The organism is Schaalia odontolytica (assembly GCF_005696695.1).
GTDB classification, from domain to species: domain Bacteria; phylum Actinomycetota; class Actinomycetes; order Actinomycetales; family Actinomycetaceae; genus Pauljensenia; species Pauljensenia odontolytica_C.
Genome location: NZ_CP040006.1, coordinates 916,112 through 941,173 on the forward strand (window position 1 = coordinate 916,112; position 25,062 = coordinate 941,173).

22 protein-coding genes are annotated in these 25,062 nt (G+C 66.1%); 18 read left to right on the forward strand and 4 right to left on the reverse strand.

What is annotated here, in order from left to right; translation table 11 throughout:
- Window positions 1–146: 146 nt before the first annotated feature.
- The 10 genes from FBF35_RS03995 (at window position 147) to FBF35_RS04040 (ending at window position 11,199) form a co-directional block, all read left to right on the forward strand.
- Window positions 147–1,163: a hypothetical protein gene (locus FBF35_RS03995; RefSeq protein ID WP_060566866.1), complete on the forward strand. Its 1,017-nt coding sequence runs from the start codon at window positions 147–149 to the stop codon at window positions 1,161–1,163.
- Window positions 1,164–1,280: 117 nt separating this feature from the next.
- A complete protein-coding gene (gene lepA, locus FBF35_RS04000) occupies window positions 1,281–3,137 on the forward strand; it encodes a translation elongation factor 4 (RefSeq protein ID WP_060567188.1) in 1,857 nt (618 codons plus the stop codon).
- Window positions 3,138–3,148: 11 nt separating this feature from the next.
- The gene (gene trmB, locus FBF35_RS04005; RefSeq protein ID WP_060566868.1) at window positions 3,149–3,976 is read left to right on the forward strand and encodes a tRNA (guanosine(46)-N7)-methyltransferase TrmB; all 828 of its coding nucleotides are present in this window, start codon (window positions 3,149–3,151) and stop codon (window positions 3,974–3,976) included.
- 48 nt (window positions 3,977–4,024) lie between these two features.
- Window positions 4,025–5,335 carry a radical SAM family heme chaperone HemW gene (hemW, locus tag FBF35_RS04010; protein WP_187348969.1) on the forward strand — a complete coding sequence of 437 codons (1,311 nt, stop codon included), beginning with the start codon at window positions 4,025–4,027 and terminating at the stop codon, window positions 5,333–5,335.
- A 299-nt stretch (window positions 5,336–5,634) separates the two neighbouring features.
- Window positions 5,635–6,324, forward strand: coding sequence for a SatD family protein (locus FBF35_RS04015; protein ID WP_060566872.1), 690 nt, complete (start codon window positions 5,635–5,637; stop codon window positions 6,322–6,324).
- Window positions 6,317–7,135: a hypothetical protein gene (locus FBF35_RS04020; protein WP_060566875.1), complete on the forward strand. Its 819-nt coding sequence runs from the start codon at window positions 6,317–6,319 to the stop codon at window positions 7,133–7,135. The genes FBF35_RS04015 and FBF35_RS04020 overlap by 8 nt, the downstream gene beginning before the upstream one ends.
- A gap of 133 nt (window positions 7,136–7,268) precedes the next feature.
- Window positions 7,269–8,063: a DUF3097 family protein gene (locus tag FBF35_RS04025; protein ID WP_060566878.1), complete on the forward strand. Its 795-nt coding sequence runs from the start codon at window positions 7,269–7,271 to the stop codon at window positions 8,061–8,063.
- Window positions 8,064–8,191: 128 nt separating this feature from the next.
- The gene (gene hrcA / locus FBF35_RS04030) at window positions 8,192–9,235 is read left to right on the forward strand and encodes a heat-inducible transcriptional repressor HrcA (RefSeq protein ID WP_060566879.1); all 1,044 of its coding nucleotides are present in this window, start codon (window positions 8,192–8,194) and stop codon (window positions 9,233–9,235) included.
- A 50-nt stretch (window positions 9,236–9,285) separates the two neighbouring features.
- Entirely contained in the window at window positions 9,286–10,404 is a 1,119-nt protein-coding gene (gene dnaJ, locus FBF35_RS04035) for a molecular chaperone DnaJ (protein WP_060566880.1), read from the forward strand.
- 6 nt (window positions 10,405–10,410) lie between these two features.
- Window positions 10,411–11,199: a 16S rRNA (uracil(1498)-N(3))-methyltransferase gene (locus FBF35_RS04040; protein ID WP_060566882.1), complete on the forward strand. Its 789-nt coding sequence runs from the start codon at window positions 10,411–10,413 to the stop codon at window positions 11,197–11,199.
- 6 nt (window positions 11,200–11,205) lie between these two features.
- Here the strand turns inward: FBF35_RS04040 and FBF35_RS04045 are convergent, their stop codons facing one another.
- Entirely contained in the window at window positions 11,206–12,105 is a 900-nt protein-coding gene (locus FBF35_RS04045; protein WP_060566884.1) for an aldose-1-epimerase, read from the reverse strand.
- Window positions 12,106–12,231: 126 nt separating this feature from the next.
- Between FBF35_RS04045 and FBF35_RS04050 the strand changes: the two genes are divergently transcribed.
- From FBF35_RS04050 to FBF35_RS04070, 5 genes are all read left to right on the forward strand, one after another.
- Window positions 12,232–13,563, forward strand: coding sequence for an aminopeptidase C (locus FBF35_RS04050; RefSeq protein WP_060566887.1), 1,332 nt, complete (start codon window positions 12,232–12,234; stop codon window positions 13,561–13,563).
- 130 nt (window positions 13,564–13,693) lie between these two features.
- Complete coding sequence (gene add / locus FBF35_RS04055) at window positions 13,694–14,710, forward strand: adenosine deaminase (RefSeq protein ID WP_060566889.1); 1,017 nt, start codon at window positions 13,694–13,696, stop codon at window positions 14,708–14,710.
- Window positions 14,711–14,887: 177 nt separating this feature from the next.
- On the forward strand, window positions 14,888–15,670 hold the full coding sequence (locus FBF35_RS04060) for a gamma-glutamyl-gamma-aminobutyrate hydrolase family protein (RefSeq protein ID WP_060566891.1): 783 nt from the start codon (window positions 14,888–14,890) through the stop codon (window positions 15,668–15,670).
- The gene (locus FBF35_RS04065; protein ID WP_060566893.1) at window positions 15,667–16,338 is read left to right on the forward strand and encodes a sugar O-acetyltransferase; all 672 of its coding nucleotides are present in this window, start codon (window positions 15,667–15,669) and stop codon (window positions 16,336–16,338) included. The genes FBF35_RS04060 and FBF35_RS04065 overlap by 4 nt, the downstream gene beginning before the upstream one ends.
- On the forward strand, window positions 16,335–16,973 hold the full coding sequence (locus tag FBF35_RS04070; RefSeq protein WP_060566895.1) for a peptide deformylase: 639 nt from the start codon (window positions 16,335–16,337) through the stop codon (window positions 16,971–16,973). Before FBF35_RS04065 ends, FBF35_RS04070 begins: the two co-directional genes overlap by 4 nt.
- Window positions 16,974–17,006: 33 nt before the next feature.
- Here the strand turns inward: FBF35_RS04070 and pflA are convergent, their stop codons facing one another.
- The 3 genes from pflA to pflB all read right to left on the reverse strand — a co-directional run bounded on the left by pflA (window position 17,007) and on the right by pflB (window position 20,503).
- Window positions 17,007–17,885, reverse strand: a complete 879-nt coding sequence (gene pflA, locus FBF35_RS04075; protein ID WP_060566898.1) for a pyruvate formate-lyase-activating protein — start codon at window positions 17,883–17,885, stop codon at window positions 17,007–17,009.
- Window positions 17,886–18,022: 137 nt separating this feature from the next.
- A complete protein-coding gene (grcA2, locus tag FBF35_RS04080; RefSeq protein WP_003792950.1) occupies window positions 18,023–18,274 on the reverse strand; it encodes an autonomous glycyl radical cofactor GrcA2 in 252 nt (83 codons plus the stop codon).
- A gap of 123 nt (window positions 18,275–18,397) precedes the next feature.
- Window positions 18,398–20,503 (reverse strand): formate C-acetyltransferase, encoded by a 2,106-nt coding sequence (gene pflB, locus FBF35_RS04085; RefSeq protein WP_060566900.1) that lies wholly within the window; start codon window positions 20,501–20,503, stop codon window positions 18,398–18,400.
- A gap of 274 nt (window positions 20,504–20,777) precedes the next feature.
- Here pflB and FBF35_RS04090 point away from each other — a divergent pair, with 274 nt between their 5' ends.
- The 3 genes from FBF35_RS04090 to rho all read left to right on the forward strand — a co-directional run bounded on the left by FBF35_RS04090 (window position 20,778) and on the right by rho (window position 24,997).
- Window positions 20,778–22,085, forward strand: coding sequence for a homoserine dehydrogenase (locus FBF35_RS04090; RefSeq protein WP_060566902.1), 1,308 nt, complete (start codon window positions 20,778–20,780; stop codon window positions 22,083–22,085).
- A 1-nt stretch (window position 22,086) separates the two neighbouring features.
- Entirely contained in the window at window positions 22,087–23,037 is a 951-nt protein-coding gene (gene thrB, locus FBF35_RS04095; RefSeq protein ID WP_060566904.1) for a homoserine kinase, read from the forward strand.
- A gap of 100 nt (window positions 23,038–23,137) precedes the next feature.
- The gene (gene rho / locus FBF35_RS04100) at window positions 23,138–24,997 is read left to right on the forward strand and encodes a transcription termination factor Rho (RefSeq protein ID WP_060566906.1); all 1,860 of its coding nucleotides are present in this window, start codon (window positions 23,138–23,140) and stop codon (window positions 24,995–24,997) included.
- The last annotated feature ends 65 nt before the right edge of the window (window positions 24,998–25,062 follow it).

Genomic DNA, 25,062 nt, shown 5'->3' on the forward strand with positions numbered 1-25,062 from the left:
CGTTGGGGAGCATGTTTTATCCACAGGGCCCTCCGAAGACCGCGAGTTATCCACAGGCTTCGTGATGGCGCGTGACAGTGCATAACAGGAGGTGTCACTCTGTCGTTGTTCGCAGGTGAACACGCAACAATAGAAAGGCGACGACGATGTTGACTGCAACGATGCACGGACCGATTGTTTCTCTGGATGCGCTGGCTGGGGGTGGCATGCCCGAGGGGAGCAATACGAGCGCGACGAGGGCGCGGTCCTCGCTCCATGAATCCGTGCGCTGCGGGGCCGCGGGCAAGGTGGAGAAGGCACTCGAGCATGGCTTGGAGGCCTATCGAGACGAGGGTGCGCCCGTCGAGCTGCGTCTCGAGGCTGCCAAGCTCTGCATCGACTGGTACGCAGCTCTCGGATCCTACGGACAGTGTCGGAAGCTGGCCGGTGAAGCTGCGCGTCTGGGGGAGCGATACCTGGAGCGCTGCCATCCGCTGATCCTGATGATGCGTAATTCGGAGGCCTACTGGCTCGCCATTCTCGGTCAGCACGATATGGCGATCCGCAAGTTCTCGGCACTCGTGGCAGACATGAAGCATTGCCAAGGTCTCGACCCTGATATCTCTATCGCCATCCGCAATAACTCCGCGATGCCGTGGAAGTACACGGGCAAATGGAAGAAAGCGGCGCGCGTGTACCGCGAGCTCCTGTCGGAGTTGGAGGAACAGCGCGAGGAGTCCGACATGACGCTGCTGACTGTGCGGGACAATCTCGCCGAGGTGCTCTCAGCTGATCGCTGCTACGACGAGGCCATTGCCCTCTACGAGCGCAACATGGACGCTCTGCTGACCGTCGCGGACCACGGTGACTGGCGTGTTCTGCGGCTGCGCAACGAGATCGCGCGCAACACCTGGATGGGCGGGGACCGGGACGCGGGCGAGGACCTCTGGACGGTTCTGGCCGAGGATTGCCGCAGGTACCTGGGGGATCGAGACCCAATGACCGCCCGCATCCGCACGATCCTGCTGACCCTCGCGACGCTGCGCGGAGATGAGGAGCGGGCGATGTCGATCGCCCGCAAGCTCCGAGATGACCACCCCGATGACTGGGAAGAGTGCGACTTCAGCGAGGCCGCGGCTCTCCTCGCCGAGTCGGAGTGTGGAAAGAGCGGAGGAAGGGAATAGGGAGGGGAACAAATGGTGTGAGGCGTGGCCACTGTGCGCGACTTCCCGCGCCTGAACTGGCACAAATGCCTACGACAATGGGACGATAAGGAGGTTAACGACTTCACGGAGGTTCACGTGCCCATCCCCACGCCCGAGCAGCAGGCGCAGATTCGCCCTGCCCATACCCCGCAGGGGCAGATCCGTAACTTCTGCATCATCGCCCATATCGATCATGGGAAGTCGACGCTCGCGGACCGCATGCTCCAGCTGACCGGCGTCGTCGAGGCGCGCGAGATGCGCGACCAGTACCTCGATCGTATGGATATCGAGCGTGAGCGCGGCATCACGATCAAGAGTCAGGCGGTGCGCATGCCGTGGGCACACGAGGGCACCCCCTACGCGCTCAACATGATCGACACGCCCGGTCACGTGGACTTTACGTACGAGGTCTCCCGTTCCCTGGCGGCGTGCGAGGGTGCGGTCCTCCTTATCGACGCTGCGCAGGGCATCGAGGCCCAGACGCTCGCGAACCTGTACCTGGCCCTCGAGAATGACCTCGCGATCATCCCGGTCCTCAACAAGATCGACCTGCCGGGCGCCCAGCCCGAGAAGTATGCGCACGAGGTCGCTCAGCTGATCGGCTGTGACGAGAGTGAGGTCCTGAAGGTCTCAGGCAAGACCGGCGAGGGCGTCGAGGACCTCCTCGACCGCATCGTCGAGGTCGTCCCCGCCCCCGAGGGAACCCCCGACGCCCCAACGCGCGCGATGATTTTCGACTCCGTGTACGACACGTACCGCGGCGTCGTCACCTACGTACGTGTCGTCGACGGTGTGCTCTCGACCCGTCAGCGCGTGCGCATGATGTCGACGGGCGCCACCCACGAGCTCCTCGAGCTTGGTGTTATCTCGCCCGAGCCGAAGCCTGAAGAGGGTATCGGTGCCGGCGAGGTCGGTTACCTGATCACGGGCGTGAAGGACGTGCGTCAGTCCCGTGTCGGCGACACCGTCACCAGTCAGGTGCGCGGAGCGACCGAGGCTCTTGAGGGCTACCGCGATCCGAACCCGATGGTCTTCTCCGGCATCTACCCGGTTGACGGATCGGACTTCCCGGACCTGCGCGACGCCCTCGAGCGCCTCCAGCTCAACGACGCGGCGCTCACCTTCGAGCCCGAGTCCTCTGCGGCCCTCGGCTTCGGCTTCCGCTGCGGCTTCCTCGGACTGCTCCACCTGGAGATCATCCGTGAGCGTCTGGAGCGCGAGTTCAACCTCGACCTCATCGCGACCGCCCCGAACGTCGTCTACCGCGTTGTGACGGAGGACGGCGCCGAGGTGCGCGTTGATAACCCGAGCGAGTTCCCCGAAGGAAAGATTTCCGAGGTGCGCGAGCCCGTCGTCAACGCGACGATCCTGACGCCCACCGAGTTCACGGGCACCATCATGGAGCTGTGCCAGGAGCGCCGCGGCTCGATGCAGGGCATGGACTACCTGAGCGAGGACCGCGTGGAGCTGCACTACCAGCTGCCCCTCGCCGAGATCGTCTTCGACTTCTTCGATCAGCTCAAGTCTCGCACGCGGGGCTACGCCTCCCTGGACTACCAGGAGAGCGGCGAGCAGAGCGCCGACCTCGTCAAGGTCGACATCCTGCTCAACGGTGACCGCGTCGATGCATTCAGCGCGATCGTTCACCGCGACGGCGCCTACAACTACGGCCAGCGCATGACGAAGCGCCTGAAGGAACTCATTCCCCGTCAGCAGTTCGAGATTCCGGTCCAGGCCGCTGTCGGCGCGCGCGTCATCGCCCGCGAGACCATTAAGGCCCTGCGTAAGGACATGCTCGCCAAGTGCTACGGCGGCGACATCAGCCGTAAGCGCAAGCTGCTCGAGAAGCAGAAGGAAGGCAAGAAGCGCATGAAGTCCATCGGCCGTGTCGACGTGCCGCAGGAAGCCTTCATCGCGGCTCTGACCTCCGACGTTCCGACGGGCAAGAAGTGAGCGGGGATCAGATGAACGAGGCCGTGGAGGGTCGCACTCCCGTCGGCCAGCGAGCGGATCGCCGTCCGGGCGAGGCCCCCGAGGGCACGGTCTTCATGAGCCGCACGAAGTCTTTCACGCGGCGTACGCGCGAGCTGCCCGCGAATCTCGTGCGCACGTGGGAGGCCCACGCGCATCGCTACGTGGTGGAGCCGCGTCGCGGTGTCGGCTACACGACGGTCGCGGAGGATTTCACGCTCGATTTGGCCGAGCTCTTTGGGCGCAGCGCACCCGTGACGCTCGAGATCGGCTCGGGAACGGGCGAACAGATCGTCGCCGCTGCTACCGCTCATCCTGAGCGCAACTTCCTGGCCCTCGAGGTCTGGGTTCCGGGTATCGCCAAGCTCGTCTCCAAGGCGGTCGAGGCTGGCGTGGACAACATTCGCGTCATCGAGGCCGACGCGGCCCAGGCGCTGCCGATCATGCTGGAGGACGCGTGCCTGGACGAGGTCTGGACGTTCTTCCCCGACCCGTGGCGTAAGGCTCGGCATCGCAAGCGTCGCCTCGTCTCCGATTCCTTCGCGCGTGAGGTCGCGCGCCTGCTGCGTGACGGGGGAGTGTGGCGCCTGGCTACCGACTGGGACGACTACGCCTGGCAGATGCGCGACGTTATCGAAGCCTGCGAACTCTTTGAGAACCCGCACGCGGGAGAGCATCCGGATCCGGAGGATCCGCAGCCGGAGCGCGGCGGATTCGCCCCGCGCTTTGAGGGGCGCGTTGTCACGCACTTTGAGACCCGAGGCATCGATGCGGGCCGCCATGCCCACGACATCGTCGGTATCCGCCGTCCCCGTGGCTGAATCCGCCATGAGGCCCGGCGCGACCTGTTCGCTGGCGGGAGGGTGCTCGTGAGCCCCGCGCAGCCAGACGGCCAGCGCTGGCCAGACGACGGCGCTCTGGACCCAGGCCTCGTTGAGGTGGAGGCCCAGCGTCCTCTCTCCCTGTATGTGCACGTGCCGTTTTGTCGCGTGCGCTGCGGGTATTGCGACTTCAACACGTACACGGTGGGCTTCGGCCCGGGCGCCCAGGTGGGAGACTATGCGCCGTCGGTCCTGGCCGAGGCCTCGCTGGCAGCCCGCGTCATGGCTGAGTCCGGGCTGCCCGCGCGCGAGGCTGAGACCGTTTTCTTTGGCGGAGGCACTCCGACGATGCTTGACACCGCCGAGCTCGCCGAGATCCTGACGGGCCTGCGTGAGCGCATCGGCATCGCGCCCGGTGCAGAGGTGACCCTTGAGGCTAATCCCGACACGGTGACGCGCGTGGGGCTGGTGCAGCTGGCCGACGCGGGTTTTACGCGTGTCTCTTTCGGCATGCAGTCTGCGGTCCCCGCGATCCTCAAGACTCTCGACCGCACCCATACTCCGGAGCGGGTGCCCCTCGTCGTCCAATGGGCGAAGGAAGCGGGCCTGTCGACGTCCGTTGACCTCATCTACGGCACGCCAGGGGAGAGCCTCGCCGACTGGGAGGCGTCTCTGCGCGCCGCCCTCTCCTACGAGACCGACCACATCAGCGCCTACGCCCTCGTCGTCGAGGAGGGAACCAAGATGGGCGGGCAGGTCGCCAGGGGAGAACTCCCGACCCCCGATCCGGACGACGAGGCCGCCAAGTACGAGCTTGCCGATGCGCTCCTCAGCGAGGCCGGGTACGCCTGGTACGAGATCTCTAATTTTGCCCGCGCGACCGACGCGGACCTGGCCTCGGGGCGCCCGTCCACGTTCTACGCGCACGCGTCGGCGCACAACCTTGCCTACTGGCGCGATTGGGACTGGTGGGGCCTGGGACCCGGCGCGCATTCCCACGTGGGGCGTATGCGCTGGTGGAACGTTAAGAACCCTGCCGCGTACGCTGCAAGGCTGCGCGATGGGCGTTCCCCTGCCTACGCGGGGGAGATCTTGGACGAGGACACGCGCGAGCTTGAACGCGTCATGCTGGGTGTGCGCACGTCCGAGGGGATCGAGCTGGCCGGCCTGCCGGGGACTCGGCAGGCGGACGAGGCCGGGGTAGCTCTGGGGGCTGGCGCGGTCTCGGGTGGGCGCGTTGCCGCGCTCATCGCGGACGGGCTGATCGATGCTGCCGCAGCCCTCAGGGGACGGGTGATTCTCACGCTGCGCGGCCGGCTGCTCGCCGACTATGTGACCCGCGAATTGATGGGGTATTGAGTCCTTTTTCGTGGCACTACTCCGTAATCTGCATGCGGTGGTAAACGATCGTTTTCTCTGCTAGTTGCCACAGTTCGCCTTGTAGTTATCTAGATACAAGTAAAACTGTGGATACTTTTATGAGGTATTCATAAGTGATTAGGTACTGTGAATGTGACAAGCTTGGATTACGTGGCAATACTGTTGACATCATGGTTGAAATGTGTTTGCCTAGGTATGTCATGTGAAGCCGTGCTGTCTGCTGGCCGTCTCCTTGAGAGGGCTTGTGGAGGGTCAGATACAAGGAAAAGTGTGGTATTGTGACTCTGCGATACGCTGTCATTGCTGACATCGTGGGCTCTCGTACGTTGACCAATCGTGCAGACGCTCAGAGAATCTTTGAAGCAGCCTTGGAGCGGGCCAGTGAGGGGCTGGCTCTCCTGCAGGCTCCGTACCCGACGGTGGGCGACGAGTTCCAGGCGGTTGCCTACACGCTCGAGGATGCTCTCCTCCTGACGCTGCGCGCGCAGCTTCTCCTTCCTCCGCAGCTCCAGCTGCGCTTCGGCATTGGTGCCGGTCGGATTGAGGAGTTTGCGTCGGGCGTGCATCGCCAGGCGCCGGCCCGTGGTCTCGGCGCAGAGTCGGCGGCTCTTCAGGATGGATCTGCGTGGTGGGCGGCCCGCGCCGCGATCAATCGCGCGCACGATGTGCAGGATTCCTCCAATCCGTTCATTCGCACGTGGTTCATGGCGCATGCGTCCGTCGAATCCGAGTTCTCCTCGCGCTGCCAGACCTGCATCAACGCCATGCTGAGCCTGCGCGATCATTCGATTCTCAAGCTGTCGGCGCGTCATCGTCGCATCACGGCCTCGCTGCTGCTGGGTAAGACGCAGGTGGAGATCGCCCGTGTCGAGAAGCTGTCGCAGCAGGCCATCTCCGACTTCGCCCGGGGCACGGGGGCGGGGCTCATTCAGTCTTCACTCATCATTGCGGAGGCCGCTCGTGCATGAAGTTCTTCTCCTGGGCATCGCCGCCTCGGAGCTGACCGTACTTCTCACCTCTGACCCGCGCCGCTGGTCGCGACGCCTGTCGCTCTTCCTGACGCTGCTCCTCGCAGTGATCTGCTACTCCTGGTTCATCCTGGGAGTGAGTGCCGTCGCAAACGCGATCGGCGCGACTCTCGCGGTCGTGTGGTTTGCGTGGGACCTCGTGGATCCGTCGGCGCGCGGCGTTCTCGCTCGCTGGGCGTTGGCATCCGTCGGCTTCGTCGCACTGCTAAGCCTGGATCCGTTGAACTTCCCCCTGCTGTCGCTGCGCTCAGGGCGCCCTATCGACCTGATCATCGCGGTTCTCTTCCTCGTGACGGGTCCTGTGAATCACCTGATTACAGCGATTCTGCAGTGCGCGCGCGGCCGCGCCTCCGATCCTGTGCCCGGGTGGATCAACGCTCCCGTTCTTCCGGCGATACCGGTGGTGGACGCGGAAGGGAGCGAAGGTGGCGAGGAGGAGGCTGCGGAGCCCGAGCTCATCTCCGGCGCGCTGCCCGTCTTGGGCGGGCAGGCGGAGGAAGAGAAAGTGACGGCTCTGCGTGGCGGGCGCTGGATCGGTCCGCTTGAGCGCCTGCTCATCATCGTTTTGGCCGGTGCCGGCGCAGAGATCGCGATCGCGGCAGTCGTTGCCGCCAAGGGAGTCATTCGATTCCCCGAGATCTCGCAGGATTCAACGGGCGAGAAGGCCGAAGAGTTCCTGATCGGCTCGGTATCCTCGTGGATCTTGGCCGCTCTCGTGTCGATGCTCATTCGTGTCGTAAGCCAGCACTGATTCCCGTGCCGCTAGAGTATGCCGGGTGAATAGCTCAGACCCCTACGGCCGCAACATTTTCGCCCACGACCCGCATCGCGACGGGCCGGGAGCGCGGCGTCCGCGTTCGCAGGCCGTCCATGTCGAGATCGGTATGGTCCTCGAGGATGTGGCCTCGGGCTGGGTTGGGGCAGTGACGCGCGTGGAGAAGTCTGGCGGTATTCACCTCGTCGAACTCGAAGATCGTCGAGGAGTGCGTCGCTCCTTCCCCCTCGGACCCGGCTTCTGGCTCGAGGGTCGCCCCATCGAGGCGCTGCCTCCGCGCCCGGCTCCCACCCAGGCCTCGCCGGGTGCTCAGGTGAGCGCGTCGGGGCGGCGCATCACGAACTCCGGATCTTTCGCTCCCGCGTCGAGTGGTCCCAAGGTCGCTAAGCGCTCGCGCATCTGGGTCGAGGGGCGCCATGACGCGGAGCTCGTGCAGCACGTGTGGGGCGAGGACCTGGCCGAGGCCGGGATTGCCGTGCAGCTTCTCGAAGGCGTTGACAACCTTGAGGCGATCTTGGAGGTTTTTGGCCCGACAGACACCGCGCGTGCGGGTGTTCTTGTCGACCATATGGTTCCCAGTTCGAAGGAGTCTCGCATCGCCGAGGCAGTGTCGGCGCGTTGGTCGGGCGCGGTCCTCGTCCTCGGTCACCCGTTCGTTGACATCTGGCAGGCCGTCAAGCCCGCTCGTGTCGGCCTCGAGCGCTGGCCAGACGTTCCGCGTGGCACCGATATCAAGCATGGAACCCTCGAGGCCCTCGGCTGGCCGCACGCCGACCAGCGTGACATCGCCATGGGGTGGAAGCGGATCCTGTCCACCGTGCGCACCTACCGAGACCTTGAGCCGGCGCTGCTGGGGCGGGTCGAGGAGCTCATCGACTTCGTGACCGTGCCCTGGGCGCAATGACTCGCGTCGCCCAGTGTGAGGTTCGCGCTGGGCGCACACCTGGCGCGGCCCTCATGTCGCCCCCGATTGGCTGCGAGGAGTAGCATTGGCACTCAGGAAGTAGGAGTGCCAGAACGGGAGGAGATGGCATGACACGCAACAGCGCACAAAACCGCAGGCTCGACGTCCTGCGCGCCATCGTCACCCAGTACGTGGCCACCCGCGAACCCGTCGGCTCCAAGGCTATCGCCGCCGGAGGACTCGGCGTCTCATCCGCGACCATCCGCAACGACATGGCGGTGCTGGAGGAAGCCGGCCTCATCTATCAGCCCCACACCTCGGCGGGGCGTGTGCCGACCGACCGCGGCTACCGCGTGTTCGTCGATCGACTCGCCGAACTCAAGCCCATGAGCGGGCCGGAACGCCACGCCCTCGAGACCTTCCTGGCCGAGTCTGTCGATATCGACGACGTCGTGGAGCGCTCCGTTCGTCTCCTCGCCCAGGTGACGCATCAGGTGGCCCTCGTGCAGTATCCGGGGGCGCGCGTGCGCGTCCTCAAGCACCTCGAGGTCATCGCTCTGGCTCCCGGTCGCGTCCTTGTCGTCGTCATCACCACGGACGGCGAGGTCGGAGAGCGCAGCCTCACCCTCCACGCGCCCCTCGACGATGGGCAGTTGCGTGAGGTGCGCGAACACCTGCGTCACCACTGCGACGGTGCGACCTCTGCGACCGCGCAGGCCTGCGTTGACGAGGCCACGGCCTCGGCCCGGCCCGAGCTGGTGGGGACGGTTGCTGCGATCGGCGCGGCCCTGACGGATGTCCTGAGCGGGCAGAGCGAGTCGAAGATCGTTGTCGCGGGCGCCGCGAACCTGGCCCGTGGAGCCCTCGACTTTCACGACATTGCCCCCGTCCTCGACGCTCTCGAGGAGCAGGTTGTCCTCATGCGTCTCTTCGCCGAGGCCGACCCGGGCGCTGACGTGCACGTGAGTATCGGCGCCGAGAATCCCCACGACGGCCTGGCGGAAGCCGCCGTCGTCACGGGCACGTACCGTGCTGGCGCCGACGACTCCGTCGGATCCGCGCACCTCGGCATCGTTGGCCCCATGCGCATGGACTACGCGCGCACGATGAGCTCCGTGCGAGCAGTCGCCGCCTACCTGTCGCGCTATCTCGCCTCCCAGCACGGCGGCTAATGCCGCCCCACAGACGTTGATGAACATCCCCACGAGAAGAAAGAGCAGCCGTGAGAGACTACTACGAGGTTCTCGGTGTCGCCCGTGACGCCAGCCAGGACGAGATTAAGAAGGCCTACCGCAAGCTCGCGCGTAAGCTTCACCCCGACTACGCGGGAGCCGACTCCGAGGAAGCCTTCAAGGAGCTGTCCGTCGCCTACGAGACGCTCTCGGACCCCGAGAAGCGCCAGATGTACGACATCGGTGGTCCTGATGCTCTGCGCGGCGGTGGCGCGGGTGCGGGCGCAGGCTTCGGTGGATTCTCCGACATCTTCGAGGCCATGTTCAGCGGCGGCTTCGGCGCGTCCGCTGCGGGCCCGGCTTCCCGCGTGCGCCGCGGTAAGGACAAGCAGGTGGTCGTTGACATCACGCTGGAGGACGCCGCCTTCGGTGCCGCCAAGGAGGTCTCTTTCGACACCCACGTCCTGTGTGACGCCTGCAACGGCTCGATGTGCCAGCCGGGCACCTCGCCCACGCAGTGCACGACCTGCCACGGCTCGGGCTTTGTCACCCAGATCCAGAACTCGCTCTTCGGTCGTATGCAGACGCAGGCTCCCTGTCCGACCTGCCAGGGATACGGCAACATCATTGAGACCCCGTGCGCCGAGTGCTCGGGAGCGGGCCGCGTGCGCACTCGCCGTACCCTCAACATCAATATCCCGGCCGGTGCCAGCGAGGGGACACAGATCCGTGTCAGCGGCGAGGCCGAGGTCGGCCCCGGCGGTGGTCCGAACGGCGACCTGTACCTGCTGATTCGCGAGAAGAAGCACCCCGTGTTCGATCGCCGAGGCGACGACCTGCACACGTGGATCACGATCCCGATGACCACGGCGGCGCTGGGCACCGAGTTCGAGCTGGACACCCTCGACGGCAAGAAGACCGTGACGATCAACCCGGGCACCCAGCCTAACGACGACATCGTCCTGGAGGGCCTGGGCGTCGGCCACCTGCAGCGCTCGGGCCGCGGCTCGATGCATGTGCATGTGGACGTTCAGATCCCCAAGAAGCTCGACGACAAGTCGCGCGAGCTGCTCGAGGAGCTCGCGAAGGTCCGCGGTGAGGTGCGCGTGGAGCCGCATCGTCAGCAGGCCTCGTTCTTTGACAAGCTCCGCGACACCTTCATGGGGTGATGCACCGTGACGCTGCCCGTTTTCCTCGCCGAGGACCTGACCCCGGCCCTTGCGTCCCTGTCCGTGGGGGACAGTGCGACCCTTGGCGGAGCTGAGGGACGTCATGCAGCATCCGTGCGCCGCATCGGCGCGGGGGAGTGGGTCGACGTCGTCGACGGTGCCGGAGCGCGTGCGACGTGCAAGGTGAGTGGGAGTGATAAGTCCTCGCTGACCCTCGTCGTGCGCGAGCTCGTGCAGGAGGACAGCCCGAGTCCCGAGGTGATCCTCGTCCAGGCGCTCGCCAAGGGTGGGCGCGACGAGGCCGCCGTCGAAATCTGCACGGAGATCGGCATTGACAGGGTGATCCCGTGGGCATCGCAGCGCGCGATCGTCCAGTGGAAGGGCCCGAAGGCTGAGAAGGGGCGCGCGAAGTGGGAGGGCGTGGCCCGCGCGGCCGCTAAGCAGTCACGCCGCGCCTTCGTCCCGGTCGTTGAGGACGTCAAGGACAGCCGCGAGCTCGCCTCCTGGGTCGCCTCCTTGACGGACGAGGCCGGGGTAGCCTTCGTCTGCCACGAGGAGGCGACGGATTCGCTCGGGGCTGCTCTTGCCCGCGTTCAGGAGTCTCGCGCGGACGGGACTCTGCCCGCACGGATCGCCCTCATTGTGGGCCCCGAGGGCGGCATCGGAGCCGAGGAGACTGCGCAGCTGGTGGACTCCGGTGCCCGCACGATTGGGCTGGGAGACAACGTTTTGCGTTCCTCCACAGCCGGCGCGGTCGCACTCACGCTGATCCGCGCCGCCGCGGGGAAATACTAGGAATCGTCAGCTCTCGAAGCCGGTGATTCGCGCGCTCAGCGTGTGGGTCTCGCCCGCCTTCAGGGCGATCACGTCCGTGCCGGAGTTGAAGGCGTTGGGCGGGCAGCTCATCGGCTCGACGGCCACGCCCACGCGGTCGATGTAGTCGGCCGAGTAAACCTGCAGCCAGCGCGCATCCGAGGATAGTGACACGCCCACGCCAGAAGACGGGTCGCGCAGCGTCACGGCCCAGGTGCCCTCGGGCAGGCCTGCGAAGGCGTGGTCCAGGCGGGAGGCGCCGATGATGGCGGGGGAGCGGAAGTCCAGCCCGAAGGAGGCCACGTCGTGGGCCGCCACCGGGATCATGGACGCGTCGGCCTCATAGATGATCGACGCGGGGTTCTCCAGCTCCAGATCATCCGCCTTGACACTGTCGACGGCCAGGTATGGGTGGAAGCCGACGCCGTAGGGGGCGGTGCCCTCTCCGATGTTCGTCGCCGACAGCTCGACGGTGAGGCCCGTGTCCGCGTCCAGGCTGTAGCGGGCGGACACCGCCAGCGTCCACGGGTAGGAATAGCGCGCCGCGATGAGGGTGCACAGAAGGACCGAGGAGGTCTCGGCCTCGGCGATCTCCCACTCCTGGAAGGCCACGAAACCGTGGAGCGCAGTCCCGAAAGCGGGCTCGTCGACGGGAAGGTCGTAGGAGCTTCCCTCCCACGAGTAGGAGCCGCCTGCGACGCGATTCGGCCACGGCATGAGCACCTTGCCCAGGTATCCCGGGGGGCACTCGTTCACGGCGTGGGAGACAATGAGCTCGTGCCCGCGGTAGCGCAGGCCAGCCAGCCCGGCACCGACGGTGACGATCCGCGCCTCGTAGTCCCCGGCCTGTAAAACGATCTCGCGCCCCGATGCACTCCGGTCCAACATTGATGCTCCTTCGCATTCACTGAACATGAATAACACTCATTCTAAACGGAGTTGAGTCGTCTGCGTCACTACGAAAAGCGTATCCTTATAGAGAATGAATCTCGATTGAAAGGAATGCCTCGTCCCATGGCACACGAAATCACCGACGAATTCGTCGCCTCCCTGCACGCATCCTCAGACTCCGCCCGCGCGGTCGCACGCAACGCCGTCGCCCACGCCGGCGTCGAGCCGGTCGCCTTCGACCGCGCCAAGGTGGTCGCCACCCCCACGGTCGTGTCCCACAAGGTGGACGACTGGAAGGTGACGTCGCAGAAGAAGTCCGGCCGCTGCTGGCTCTTCTCCTCCTTGAACCTGCTGCGCTCCACCGCGCGCACCCACCTGGGCCTCAAGGACTTCGAGTTCTCGCAGAATTACGTGCTGTTCTGGGACAAGTTCGAGCGCGCAAACTTCTTCCTCACCGACATTATCGCGACCGCGAAGACCGAGGAACTCGACGGCCGCCTCCTGCAGTTCCTGCTCGGCGACGTCCTCTCCGACGGCGGCCAGTGGGACATGGCGGTCTCCCTCTACCTCAAGCACGGCCTCGTCCCCAAGGTCGCGATGCCCGAGACCGAGTCCTCCGGCCACACCGCTCCCATGAACGCCCGCCTGAAGGTCGTCCTGCGCCGCACCGCCCTCGAGCTGCGTTCCCTCGTCGAGGCCGGCGCCTCCGAGGAGGAGATCCTCGAGGTCAAGGAGGCCGCGCTGGCCGACGTGTGGCGGATCCTCGTCATCTGCCTGGGCGAGCCCCCGGCCTCGTTCGAGTGGGAGTGGCGCGACGACAAGGGCGAGTTCCACCGCGACGGCGTGCTCACCCCGCGCGAGTTCTACGAGCGCTACGTGGACGTGGACCTCACGCAGTACGTGTGCCTCGTCGACGACCCACGCGTCGAGCACCCCAAGGGCCACACCCTGACGGTCGATCACATGGGCAACGTTGTGGGCGGTCGCCCGATCCTCTACGTGAACACCCCCGTCGAGCAGATCCGTGAGATCACGGCCTCCATCCTGGCCTCGGGCCGCGCCGTCTGGTTCGGCGCTGACTGCGGCCAGCAGTCCGACCGCGCCTCCGGCCTGTTCGTCGAGGGCCTCTACGACTTCGACAACCTCTTCGGCGTGGACTTCTCCACCTCGAAGGAGCAGCGCGTCAACACGGGCGAGTCCGCGATGAACCACGCGATGCTCTTCACGGGTGTCGACATCGACGAGGAGGGCAACGCCCGCCGCTTCCGCGTCGAGAACTCCTGGGGCGAGGAGCCCGGTGAGAAGGGCTTCTTCACGATGGACGCCGCCTGGTTCGACGCCAACGTATTTGAGGTGGCTGTGCACGTGGACGACCTGCCTGCCGAGCTGCGCGCGGTCATCACCGAGGAACCGCTGCACCTGCCGGCCTGGGACCCGATGGGGGCGCTGGCCTGAGGCAGACTGTCTGACTGAGTGAACGGTGGCCGCCGCGTCGGACCGTTCGCTATGTGGCCTCCCTCAGCACGGGGCGGGTGGAGTGGGACAATTGTTCCGCGACACCCGCCCCGTTATCTGTGGAGGACACATGAGCACTGACGTGACCCGCGACTTCGCCTTTGGACTGCCCAAGGCCGAGCTGCACCTGCACCTGGAAGGCACCCTCGAACCCGACCTGAAGCTGGCCCTCGCCCGCAAGAACGGCGTCGACATCGGCCAGTCCACGGTCGAGGAGGTCCAGGCAACGTACCGGTTCAACGACCTCACGTCCTTCCTGGCTGTCTACTACCCGGCCATGGACGTCCTCCAGGACGAGGACGACTTCCACGACCTGGCCGCCGCCTACTTCGAGCGCGCCCGCGCCAACGGTGTCGTGCGCGCCGAGTGCTTCTTCGACCCGCAGGCCCACACCTCGCGCGGCATCGCCATCGAGACGGTCATCCGCGGCTATCACCGCGCCGTCGTCGAGGCCCGCGAGGCCGGCCTGTCCGCCGACCTCATCCTGTGCTTCCTGCGTGATATGAGTGCCGAGTCCGCGCTCGAGACCCTCCAGGCAGCGCTGCCCTATAAGGACATGTTCATCGGTGTGGGCCTGGACTCCGACGAGCGTGACAACCCGCCCACGAAGTTTGCCGAGGTCTTTGCCCTGGCCCGCGAGGCCGGCCTGCACGTGACGATGCACTGCGATATCGACCAGGTCGGCTCGATTGATAACATCCGCGCGGCCCTCACCGAGCTGGGTGCCGAGCGCCTCGACCACGGCACGAACATCGTCGAGGATCCCGAGCTGGTCGCCTACGCCCGCGACCACGGTATCGGCCTGACCTCGTGCCCCCTGTCCAACTCCTTCGTCACCGAGGAGATGAAGGGCAAGGAGATCGTCGAGCTGACCGCCGCGGGTGTGAAGGTCAGCGTCAACTCCGACGACCCCGCCTACTTCGGCGGATACGTCGGGGACAACTACCTGGCGCTCGCCGAGCGTTTCGACCTTGGCCGCGCCGACCTGGAGCGCATCGCCCGCAACTCCATCGAGATCGCGTGGATCTCAGATGACGAGAAGGCCGAGCTGCTCGCCCGCGTGGACCGCTTCGTGTCCGAGAACTGACCATCGACGAACGAGGCTGGGGCTCAGAGGCCGTGAACGCGCGGATCAGCCCCGGCCTCGTCGTGCGTGGGGGAGCGCTATTCTCACGTTGCACGTGGGGTGGACACGAGCTGTCACAATTGGCCACCCCGTGAACCCACCCGGCACGGTGGCTGCGAGACTGCAAAGATAGTAACCATGACGAACCACACGAAGCCGACGTTGTTGATTTCCAACGTCCTGCCGGCACGCCCGGGGGACGAGGCATACAACAACATCTGCATGCGCCTGTGGGATCGTCTCCTTGAGGCCGCGCTGCCGAACTGGAACGTTATCCGCGAGTACGCTCAGGAAGATGGTGCCGAGGGTGCCGCCCTGCGCGCCCAGCACGCGGACGCCATCATCATCATGGGCGGCGAGGACGTCCACCCCAGCCTGTACGGCGCCCCCCAGGGCTACGAGGCCGAGGGGCGTCACTGGTACCGCGCTGACCGCGGACAGATCGCCCTCGTCGACTACGCCGTGCGCACGGGCACCCCGCTCCTGGGGATTTGCCGCGGCATGCAGATCATCAACACGGCGCTGGGCGGCACGCTCGAGCAGCATATTGAGGGTGCTCATGGCACCCACACGAATAACCGGATCCTGTCCGATCACCGCTTCATCCGCCACAGCGTGCGCGTCGGCGAGGGAACGAACCTTGAGCGCGCCCTGGCCCCCGTCCTTACCGACTCCGAGCTGGTTATCTCGTCGGCGCACCACCAGCGCGTGGATCGCCTCGCGCAGGGCCTCCAGGTCAGCGCCTACGCCCCCGACGGCACGATCGAGGCCATCGAGTCGATCGACGCCCCCGTCATCGGCGTGCAGTGGCACCCCGAGGACCCCGCGGCCGACATCTCCCAGCTGCACGCACTCCTCGGCCACCTGGATGCGCGCCGCGCCCCCCGCCTCGAGAGGGCCTCGACTACCCTGGTCGCATGACCATCTCCCCGGGAACGAACTTCGACGACCCCCGATTCTGCGACGACGAGCGCACACCCGTGCAGCGCATGCGCGATGGTGACTACTACGTCGCGGACGATGAACTCGCCGCATCAATGAAGCGCGCGGTTCGCCTCCTGAGCCTCTACGAGCAGGCGCATCCCACCGACCCGGATATTGCTCGGTACCTGCTCGCCCAGGTCCTTGGCCAGGTGGGGGAGTGCGTCGACATCCGACCGCCCCTGCGCGTTGACTACGGCTACAACATCTCGATCGGCGACGGCTCCTGGGTCAACTATGGGCTGACCGTGCTCGATGTCGCGCCGGTCGTCATCGGCGCCGACGTCCTCATCGGCCCCAACTGCTCGCTCTACACGGCGATCCACCCGACCGAGCCCGGGCCTCGTCGAGCGAAATGGGAGTCCGCAGCACCGATCACCATCGAGGACAACGTGTGGCTGGGTGGCTCCGTCGTCGTCTGCCCGGGAGTGACCATCGGCGAAAACTCGATCATTGGAGCGGGCGCCGTCGTCACCCGCGACATCCCCGCCAACTCCATCGCGGTGGGCAACCCCGCCCGCGTCATCAAGAACCTGGACCCCACCACCCCGCGCGCCATCGAAGCAGCGGGCGTCGGAGTCATCGCACACACGGGAGATCACGCATGAGCATCCTGCCGATCTGCATCACGGGCGAGCCGGTCCTGCACCGGGCCGCGGCACCAATCGAGTCCTTCGATTCGGAGCTGAGCGACCTCGTCGCCGACATGATCGAGACGATGCACGCCGCACCCGGCGTCGGCCTCGCCGCACCCCAGGTGGGCGTCGGCTCTCAAGTCTTCGTGTGGAGGTACGGCGGCGCCGGCTCCTTCGATTCCCACTACCGCGACGTCCTTCAGCTCGACGAGGCCCCCGCGTGCGGCTTCAACACGGCGCTGCACGGCGTCGTCGTCAACCCCACGCTCGACCTCGTGTGGGATACCGAAGGGGCGGGAGCCATCCTGCCCGAGGAACCCGACATAGCGCTCGAATCCGAGGGCTGCCTGTCCGTGCCTGGCTACGGATACCCCCTGCGCCGCGCGCTCGGTGCGGTCCTGCGCGGCTACGACGTGGACGGCAACGCCATCGAGGTCAGCGCGCGCGGATGGCTCGCGCGCATCTTCCAGCACGAATACGACCACCTGCAGGGCACCCTCTACGTCAACCGCCTCGAGGCACCCTACGCCGACGAGGCCCAGCGGGTCATCGCCGAGCGCGGATGGGGCGTCAGCGGACACACGTGGACCCCGGGGGAGCGGGCTTAAGCCGCTTCCTCCCGGGGTCCCGGTACGTTCGCGTCAGTGGACCAGGAAGCCCAGCGAACGGAAGTAGTTGCGGACCTCCTCGGTGGCCTCGGGCGTGGGAGCCTTCGTGTCCTCCAGCTGATACTCCAGGCCGAGGGAGTGCCACTTATCCTTGCCCAGCTGATGGAAGGGCAGGACCTCAACGCGATCGATGACGTCCTTCCAGCGCGAGACAATCTCGCCGACCTGGCGCACGTTCTCGGGGTCGTCGGTCAGACCCGGAACCAGGACGAAGCGGATCCAGATGCGGGTGGCGCCACCGCGAGCCGCGATGCGGTCGCCGAACTCGATCGTGGGCGCCAGGGAACGTCCCGTCGCCTTCTTGTAGGTCTCCTCGTTGCCGCTCTTGACGTCCAGGAGCACCAGGTCGATCGCGTCGAGCATCTCGTCGTCGCAGTTCGCGCCCAGGAACCCTGAGGTGTCGATGCAGGTGTGAACGCCCATCTCCTTGGCACCCATCAGAATTCGCTTGGCGAACTGCGGCTGCATGAGGACCTCGCCGCCGGACAGGGTGATGCCGCCGTTCGTCGTGCGGAAAATGCGGCGGTAGCGGGCAATGCGGGAGAGCAGCTCCGTGTCTGACACGGGAGCGCCGTCCTTCATGAGGAAGGTGTCGGGGTTGTGGCAGTACAGGCAGCGCAGCGGGCAGCCGTTGAGGAACACCGTCATGCGCGTGCCGGGGCCGTCAACGGCGGTGACGAGCTCCCAGGAGTGAATGGAACCCAGCGTGCCCTCACGCATGCGGCGCAGACGCTCGGAGCGCTCCAGGTCCGTGATCTCCTCCAGGCCTTCGACGCCGGCGCCGACGGTACGGGATTGGGGAGCTTGGAAGTCCTGCTCACGGAACGTGGGGAGAGCGAGGGGCTGCGACATAATTCCTTCTTCGCGGTTGAGTGGGAGTGGTGGCCGTGATGGGAACGAGGCCGGGCTGCGTCAGCGGTGCGCGCCGACGTGGGCAGACATAGTAGTGGGGCGCCGAGCGTTGCCCGACGCCCCACTCCAATCAGCTATCAGGCCGAGTGGTGGAAGGTGCGGGACAGGACGTCCAGCTGCTGCTCACGGGTGAGCTTGACGAAGTTAACGGCGTAGCCGGAAACGCGAACGGTCAGGTTCGGGTACTTCTCGGGGTGCTCCATGGCGTCCTTCAGCGTGGACTCCTCGAGAACGTTGATGTTCGCGTGGTACAGGCCCTCCTTGTCGCCGCGCTCTTCGCGGGCGGCCTTCATGTCGGCGAGGCGCTCTTCGTAGGTCTTGGTTGCCATAACATTTCTCCTTTTGTGAGATTCCGGCGGTGCCGGTTTGGGCGGGTCGCGGTGCGGCTCACCCACGAGTGGTGGGTGGCGGGGATCAACACGGGTGGCGCATCGATCCCCGCCGATGGTGGATCAGTAGCCCTTGGTGCCGTCGTAGGCGCAGGAATCGTCCGGAACGAAGCCGGCGTCGAGGATGCCGACCAGGTTCTGGATCTGCTCTTCCTTGGAGCGGCCCAGGCCCTGCGGGGTGATCGTGTTCGTCAGCGAGATGCCGTCGAGCGCGTCGTTGTAGTCCAGCTTGCCGACCGACAGCATGGAAGCGACCATGCCGTGCGTGTCGATGCCGTTCTCCGGGTTCGCGCCGGGGGCGAAGGGGGTGCCCTTCTGGTGGCCCGACGGGAAGGAGCCGGTGGCCTTGCCGTAGACGACGTTCGAGGTGATCGTCAGGACCGACTGGGTCGGGATCGCGTCGCGGTACATGGGGATGGCGCGGATCTTGTCCATGACGGTGTGGACGACGGTCGCGGCGATGTCGTCGGCGCGGTCATCGTCGTTGCCGTAGGTCGGGAAGTCGCCCTCGGTGCGGTAGTCGACGACCAGGCCGGTCTCGTCGCGGATCGGGTAGACCTTCGCGTACTTGATGGCGGCCAGCGAGTCGGCAACGATGGACAGACCGGCGATGCCGCAGCCCATGGTGCGAATGATCTCGGAGTCGTGCAGCGCCATCTCGATGGACTCGTAGGCGTAGCGATCGTGGCAGTAGTGGATGATGTTGAGGGCCTCGACGTAGGTGCCAACGACCCAGTCCAGCATCTCCTCGTAGCGCTTCCACACGTCATCGAAGTCGAGCGGGCCGTCACCCTGGACGGGCTCGTAGCCTTCCATGACCTGCTTGCCGGTCATCTCGTCGCGGCCACCGTTGATGGCGTAGAGCAGGGCCTTGGCGGCGTTCACACGCGCGCCGAAGAACTGCATCTGCTTGCCGACCTTCATGGGGGAGACGCAGCATGCGATGGCGGCGTCGTCGCCCCAGTGCGCGCGGATCTGCGGATCGGACTCGTACTGGATCGACGAGGTGTCGATCGAGATGCGGGCGCAGAACTCCTTGTAGCCGCGGGGCAGGTTCTCGTCCCAGAAGATGGTGATGTTCGGCTCGGGGGCCGGGCCGAGGTTGACCAGCGTCTGGAGCAGACGGAACGAGGTCTTGGTGACCAGCGTACGGCCGTCGTCGCCGAAGCCGGCGTCCGACCAGGTGGCCCAGTAGGGGTCGCCCGAGAAGATCTGGTCGTAGGCGATGGTGCGCAGGAAGCGGGTGATGCGCAGCTTGATGACGAGGGCGTCGATGATCTCCTGGGCGCCGGACTCATCCAGCGTGCCGTTCTTCAGATCGCGCTCGAAGTAGACATCGAAGAAGCCGGACAGGCGGCCGATCGACATGGCGGCGCCGTCCTGGGACTTCACGGAGGCCAGGTAGCCGAAGTAGGTCCACTGCACGGCCTCGTGCGCGTTGGTGGCCGGGCCGGAGATGTCGTAGCCGTAGGACTGCGCCAGGTTCTTCAGCTTCTTGAGGGCCTTGATCTGCTCGGAGTGCTCCTCGCGGTAACGCGCCCAGTGCTCGGAGAAGGGCTCGTTCGCGTAACGATCCTTGTCCTTTTCCTTCTCGGCGATGAGGTGGTCAACGCCGTAGAGGGCCACGCGGCGGTAGTCGCCGATGATGCGGCCACGGCCGTAGGCGTCCGGCAGACCGGTGATGATGTGGGAGGAACGAGCAGCACGAATACGCGGCGTGTAGATATCGAAGACCGCATCGTTGTGGGTCTTGCGGTACTTGGTGAAGATCTTCTTCACCTCGGGGTTGTACTCCATGCCGGCCTCGTGAATGGCCGTCTCGACCATGCGCCAGCCGCCGTTCGGCATCATCGCGCGCTTCAGGGGGGCATCGGTCTGCAGGCCGACGATCACGTTGTCGTCCTCGCAGATGTAGCCGGGCTTGAAAGCATCGATGTCGGCGGGGGTGTCCGTGTCGATGTCGAGGATGCGCACCTTGCGCTCTTCGGAGAGGTACTTCTCTTCGAGAGTGTTCCACACGCGCAGGGTCTTCTCGGTCGGCCCTGCCAGGAACGAGGCGTCGCCCTCGTACGGGGTGTAGTTCAGCTGGATGAAATCACGAACGTCGATTTCATCGCACCAGTTACCCTTTACGAAACCTTCCCAGGCCTTCTGGTCTGCTGTCGTCATTCTTCCTCTTCTCGGATGTCCGTATCCCGTTGTGGGGACGGTATGTTCGGAGCGAAGCTCCATGTGCGTCGGATTCCAACGCTTAGGCCCATTGTCCTACGGCTTGGGGGGTCTCCACAACCCATATCGACCGACAGTCTATGTTCTGTGTCTCAGGATATGGGCCCATAGTCTCTGTCGGTCAAATTGTGGGACCAAGGTCCTTAAGAGAAGGGAGGGGCTTTGACCGCCTACACTGGTACCAGTGCCCGTCCCACAAAGGAGAAAAAGTCCTATGTCTGCACCCCGTCCTGTCCTCGGAGTTGGCGTTCTTGGAGCCGGAACCGTCGGTAGCCAGGTCATTCGCATTCTTCAGTCGAGTCGCGAGGATTTCGCCGCTCGCTCGGGCGCGGAGATGGAGGTGCGCCGCGTCCTCGTCCGCAATGTGGATGCCCCGCGTGACGCTCCGATCGACCGCGAGCTGCTGACGACCGACCCGGCCGAGGCGATCGACAACATGGATCTCGTCGTCGAGCTGATCGGCGGTATTGAGCCCGCTCGCACCCTCGTGCTGCGCGCCCTCAACCAGGGCATCTCGGTCGTCACCGGCAACAAGGCCCTCCTGGCCGCCCACGGTCCCGAGCTTTACGAGGCAGCCGCGTCTAACGGTGCCGACCTCTACTACGAGGCCGCCGTTGCGGGCGCCGTCCCCGTCGTGTACGGCCTGCGCGAGTCCCTCGCCGGCGACCGCATCACGACCGTCATGGGCATCGTCAACGGCACGACGAACTTCATCCTGGACGCGATGAGCACCAAGGGGCTGAGCTACGAGGATGCTCTCAAGCAGGCGCAGGACCTCGGTTTCGCCGAGGCCGACCCCACCGCCGACGTCGAGGGTTTCGATGCAGCCGCCAAGTGCTCCATCCTGGCCTCCCTGGCCTTCCACACGCGCGTCGGCATTGACGACGTCGCTGTCGAAGGCATCTCGAGCATCACCAAGGAAGACATGGAGGAGGCCGCTCGCGTCGGCCACACCATCAAGCTCCTGGCCATCGCCGAGCGCCGCATCGGCGAGGACGGTCGCGAGGGCGTCGCCATGCGCGTCCACCCCGCACAGGTTCCCTCCGATCACCCGCTCGCTTCCGTCGACGGCGCTTTCAACGCGATCCTCGTTGAGGGCGAGGCCGCGGGTCGTCTCATGTTCTACGGCCAGGGAGCGGGCGGCGCTCCCACGGCCTCGGCTGTTCTGTCCGACCTCGTCGCCGCGGCGCACCACCGCGCCTTCGGTGGGCATGCCCCGCGCGAGTCGGTCTACGCCCACCTGCCGATCCTCGATCCCGGCTCGACGCACACGCGTTACCAGATCCGCCTCCAGGTCGAGGACCGCCTCGGCGTCCTGTCCGACGTTGCCGGAATCTTCGCCCGCCACGGCGTCTCGATCCAGTCCGTGCACCAGCGCAACGACGAGGTGCCCGGTGCCTGCGTCATCGTCGTGACCAGCCACCGCGCCCGCGAGGCCGACCTGCGCGCCGTCGCACGTGCGTTGTCCGTCTCCGACGCGGTGCGCGAGGTGACCTCCACGATCCGCGTTGAGGGTGAGTGACGTGCGCCTGCGTGATGATTTCGTTGCGGTGAAGGTTCCCGCGACCAGCGCGAACCTCGGCCCCGGATTCGACTCCATGGGCCTGGCTCTCGACCTGTGGGACGAGGTCTCGGTCCACGCGACGACGGGGGCCACCTCGGTCGTCGTCGAGGGTGAGGGAGCCGGAAACGTTGAGCAGGGCGAGGACAACCTCGTCGTGCGCGCGCTGCGCCTCGCACTCGACCGCGTCGGCGCGCCCCAGGTGGGCGTGCGTATGCACTGCACGAATCGGATCCCCCATTCCCGAGGCCTGGGTTCCTCTGCGAGTGCGATCGTCGCCGGTGTGACCCTGGCGCGCGCCCTCATCGGTGACGCCGACGTGCTCGGCCGCCAGGAGATCCTCGAAATCGGCTCGCAGATGGAGGGCCACCCCGACAACGTTGCTCCGGCCGTCTTCGGCGGCGCGACCGTGTCGTGGATGAATGAGGAGACCTCCGAGGTTGGCAGCGTTCGCCTGACCCCGCCCGAGGGTATTCACCCGGTCGCCTTCATCCCAGACTTCGAGCTGCGCACCGCCGCCGCGCGTGCCGCGCTGCCCGCGACCGTGCCCCACGGTGACGCGAGCTTCAACGTCGCCCGCGGCGCCCTGCTGGCCGCCGTGCTCTCGGGCAATGCGCAGGCGAGCGGGGGAGCGGACCTGCACTTTCTCCTCATGGAGGCCACCCGCGATCGCCTTCATCAGGAGCAGCGTCGGGCCGCGATGGAACCCTCCCTCGCCCTCGTCGATTGGCTGCGCGGCGCCGGCTTTGCCGCCGTCGTCTCCGGCGCGGGCCCGACGGTCCTCTCCCTGGAATCCGTCGGTGCCGACATCCGCCGGGATGCCGCGGCTGCCGGGTGGCGAGTCGTCCCGATGGGCGTGGCTCCCCAGGGTGTCCAGATCACCCGCGGAAGCCTCTCGAAGGTGGAATTCTGAGCATTTACGCCCTGTGAGTTTCTGCGCAAGCACCGCCAGCCGTGTCGTCTGATCGACAGCGGGCTGGCGGTCTTGCTATATTTTTTTCAGGTTGAGACGAATGTTCGACTTCGGCCTTCGCGATGCACCTCTTTTGTGCATCTTCCTGATCAAGCTTTTTCATGTGCTTGAGCAATCACCTCGCCCGCTGTGGGCGCATTCCAGTAAGGATCACTTCGTGAGCAACGAAACCTCCGCCGATACGGCCGCGTCGCTGTCGGCGATGAAGCTGCCTGAGCTGAAGGCTCTGGCCGCCTCCCGCGGCCTCAAGGGCATCTCCCAGCTTCGTAAGTCCCAGCTGATCGAGCTGCTGAGCAACGGCGCCGGCGCCTCGACCCCGCAGGAAAAGGCTCCCCGCAAGGAAGCCGCTGCCTCGTCCGAGAAGAAGGCTGACAAGGCTGAGAAGCCGGCCGCCGAAAAGTCGGTTGAGCAGGCTTCCGCGTCCGACGCGCCCGCCGAGGCTCCGCGACGCTCTCGCCGCCGCCGCGCTGTGAGCCAGGGCGCCGTTGAGCCCGCGCACGTCACCCTCGACCTGCCCCTGCCGGCCGCCGAACGCACCGAGCCCACTCCGGAGCCCGACACGAGCGTCGTCGAGACCGTCCTGAACATCGAGCTGCCCGACGGCGATGACACCGAGGCACGTCGCCCCCGCCGTGAGCGCGGCCGCCGTGGTCGTCGCGACCGTGAGAACCGTGAGAACCGCGGCGAGGGTCGTGAGAATCGCGAGAACCGCGAGAACCGCGGCGAGGGTCGTGAGAACCGCGAAGCTCGCCCCGCGCGCGGCGGCGAGGATAACCTCGCGCCGATCGCCGGCATCCTCGATATCCAGGAAAACCACGCCTTCGTGCGCACCTCCGGCTACCTGCCCGGCCCGAACGACGTCTACGTGACGCTCGGCAACGTGCGCCGCTGGGGCCTGCGCGCTGGCGACGCGGTCGCCGGTGCCGTGCGCCTGCCCCGCGAGGGCGAGCGTCAGCGCCAGAAGTACAACGCCCTCGTGCGCGTTGACTCCGTCAACGGCATGACGATCGAGCAGGCACAGGCGCGCCGCGAGTTCGGTAAGCTGACCCCGGTCTACCCCTCCGAGCAGCTGCGCATGGAGACCTCTCCCAAGGCCTACACGCCGCGCGTCATCGACCTGGTCGCCCCCGTCGGCAAGGGCCAGCGCGGCCTCATCGTCTCCCCGCCCAAGGCCGGTAAGACGATGGTCATCCAGCAGATGGCCAAGGCTATTGAGCTGAACAACCCCGAGGTGCACCTCATGGTCGTCCTGGTGGACGAGCGTCCCGAAGAGGTCACCGACATGCGCTCGATCGTCAAGGGTGAGGTCATCGCTTCCACCTTCGACCGTCCCGCATCGGACCACACGACCGTCGCCGAGCTCGCGATTGAGCGCGCCAAGCGCCTGGTCGAGCTGGGCCAGGATGTCGTCGTGCTCCTCGACTCGCTCACGCGTCTGTCGCGCGCATACAACCTGGCTGCGCCCGCCTCGGGCCGTATCCTCTCCGGTGGCGTCGACGCGTCCGCGCTGTACCCGCCCAAGAAGTTCTTCGGCGCTGCCCGCAACATCTCCGAGGGCGGCTCGCTGACGATCATCGCCTCCGCGCTGGTGGAGACGGGTTCGAAGATGGACGAGGTCATCTTCGAGGAGTTCAAGGGCACCGGCAACATGGAGCTGCGCCTGTCGCGTCAGCTCGCCGAGCGTCGCATCTTCCCCGCAATCGACCTCAACGCGTCGGGCACCCGTCGCGAGGAGTTGCTCTTCAAGCCCGAGGAGCTGCGCATCATGTGGAGGCTCCGCCGCGTCCTGGGCACCCTCGACCAGCAGCAGGGCCTCGAGCTGGTCCTCGATAAGCTCAAGGAAACCCAGTCCAACGCTGAGTTCCTCATGCTCATCCAGAAGACGACGCCCTCCGAGTGATCGGCGGGTGAGAGCGGGGCGAGTGGCGAGAGCCGCTCGCCCCGCTTTCTTTTCGGTGCACGCCC

Coding starts and splice junctions, on each gene's coding strand:
- FBF35_RS03995 (WP_060566866.1), top strand. CDS start 147: ATGTTGACTGCAACGATGCACGGACCGATTGTTTCTCTGGATGCGCTG.
- trmB (WP_060566868.1), top strand. CDS start 3,149: ATGAACGAGGCCGTGGAGGGTCGCACTCCCGTCGGCCAGCGAGCGGAT.
- FBF35_RS04025 (WP_060566878.1), top strand. CDS start 7,269: ATGGTCCTCGAGGATGTGGCCTCGGGCTGGGTTGGGGCAGTGACGCGC.
- hrcA (WP_060566879.1), top strand. CDS start 8,192: ATGACACGCAACAGCGCACAAAACCGCAGGCTCGACGTCCTGCGCGCC.
- FBF35_RS04045 (WP_060566884.1), bottom strand. CDS start 12,105: ATGTTGGACCGGAGTGCATCGGGGCGCGAGATCGTTTTACAGGCCGGG.
- FBF35_RS04050 (WP_060566887.1), top strand. CDS start 12,232: ATGGCACACGAAATCACCGACGAATTCGTCGCCTCCCTGCACGCATCC.
- add (WP_060566889.1), top strand. CDS start 13,694: ATGAGCACTGACGTGACCCGCGACTTCGCCTTTGGACTGCCCAAGGCC.
- FBF35_RS04060 (WP_060566891.1), top strand. CDS start 14,888: ATGACGAACCACACGAAGCCGACGTTGTTGATTTCCAACGTCCTGCCG.
- FBF35_RS04065 (WP_060566893.1), top strand. CDS start 15,667: ATGACCATCTCCCCGGGAACGAACTTCGACGACCCCCGATTCTGCGAC.
- FBF35_RS04070 (WP_060566895.1), top strand. CDS start 16,335: ATGAGCATCCTGCCGATCTGCATCACGGGCGAGCCGGTCCTGCACCGG.
- pflA (WP_060566898.1), bottom strand. CDS start 17,885: ATGTCGCAGCCCCTCGCTCTCCCCACGTTCCGTGAGCAGGACTTCCAA.
- grcA2 (WP_003792950.1), bottom strand. CDS start 18,274: ATGGCAACCAAGACCTACGAAGAGCGCCTCGCCGACATGAAGGCCGCC.
- pflB (WP_060566900.1), bottom strand. CDS start 20,503: ATGACGACAGCAGACCAGAAGGCCTGGGAAGGTTTCGTAAAGGGTAAC.
- FBF35_RS04090 (WP_060566902.1), top strand. CDS start 20,778: ATGTCTGCACCCCGTCCTGTCCTCGGAGTTGGCGTTCTTGGAGCCGGA.
- rho (WP_060566906.1), top strand. CDS start 23,138: ATGTTCGACTTCGGCCTTCGCGATGCACCTCTTTTGTGCATCTTCCTG.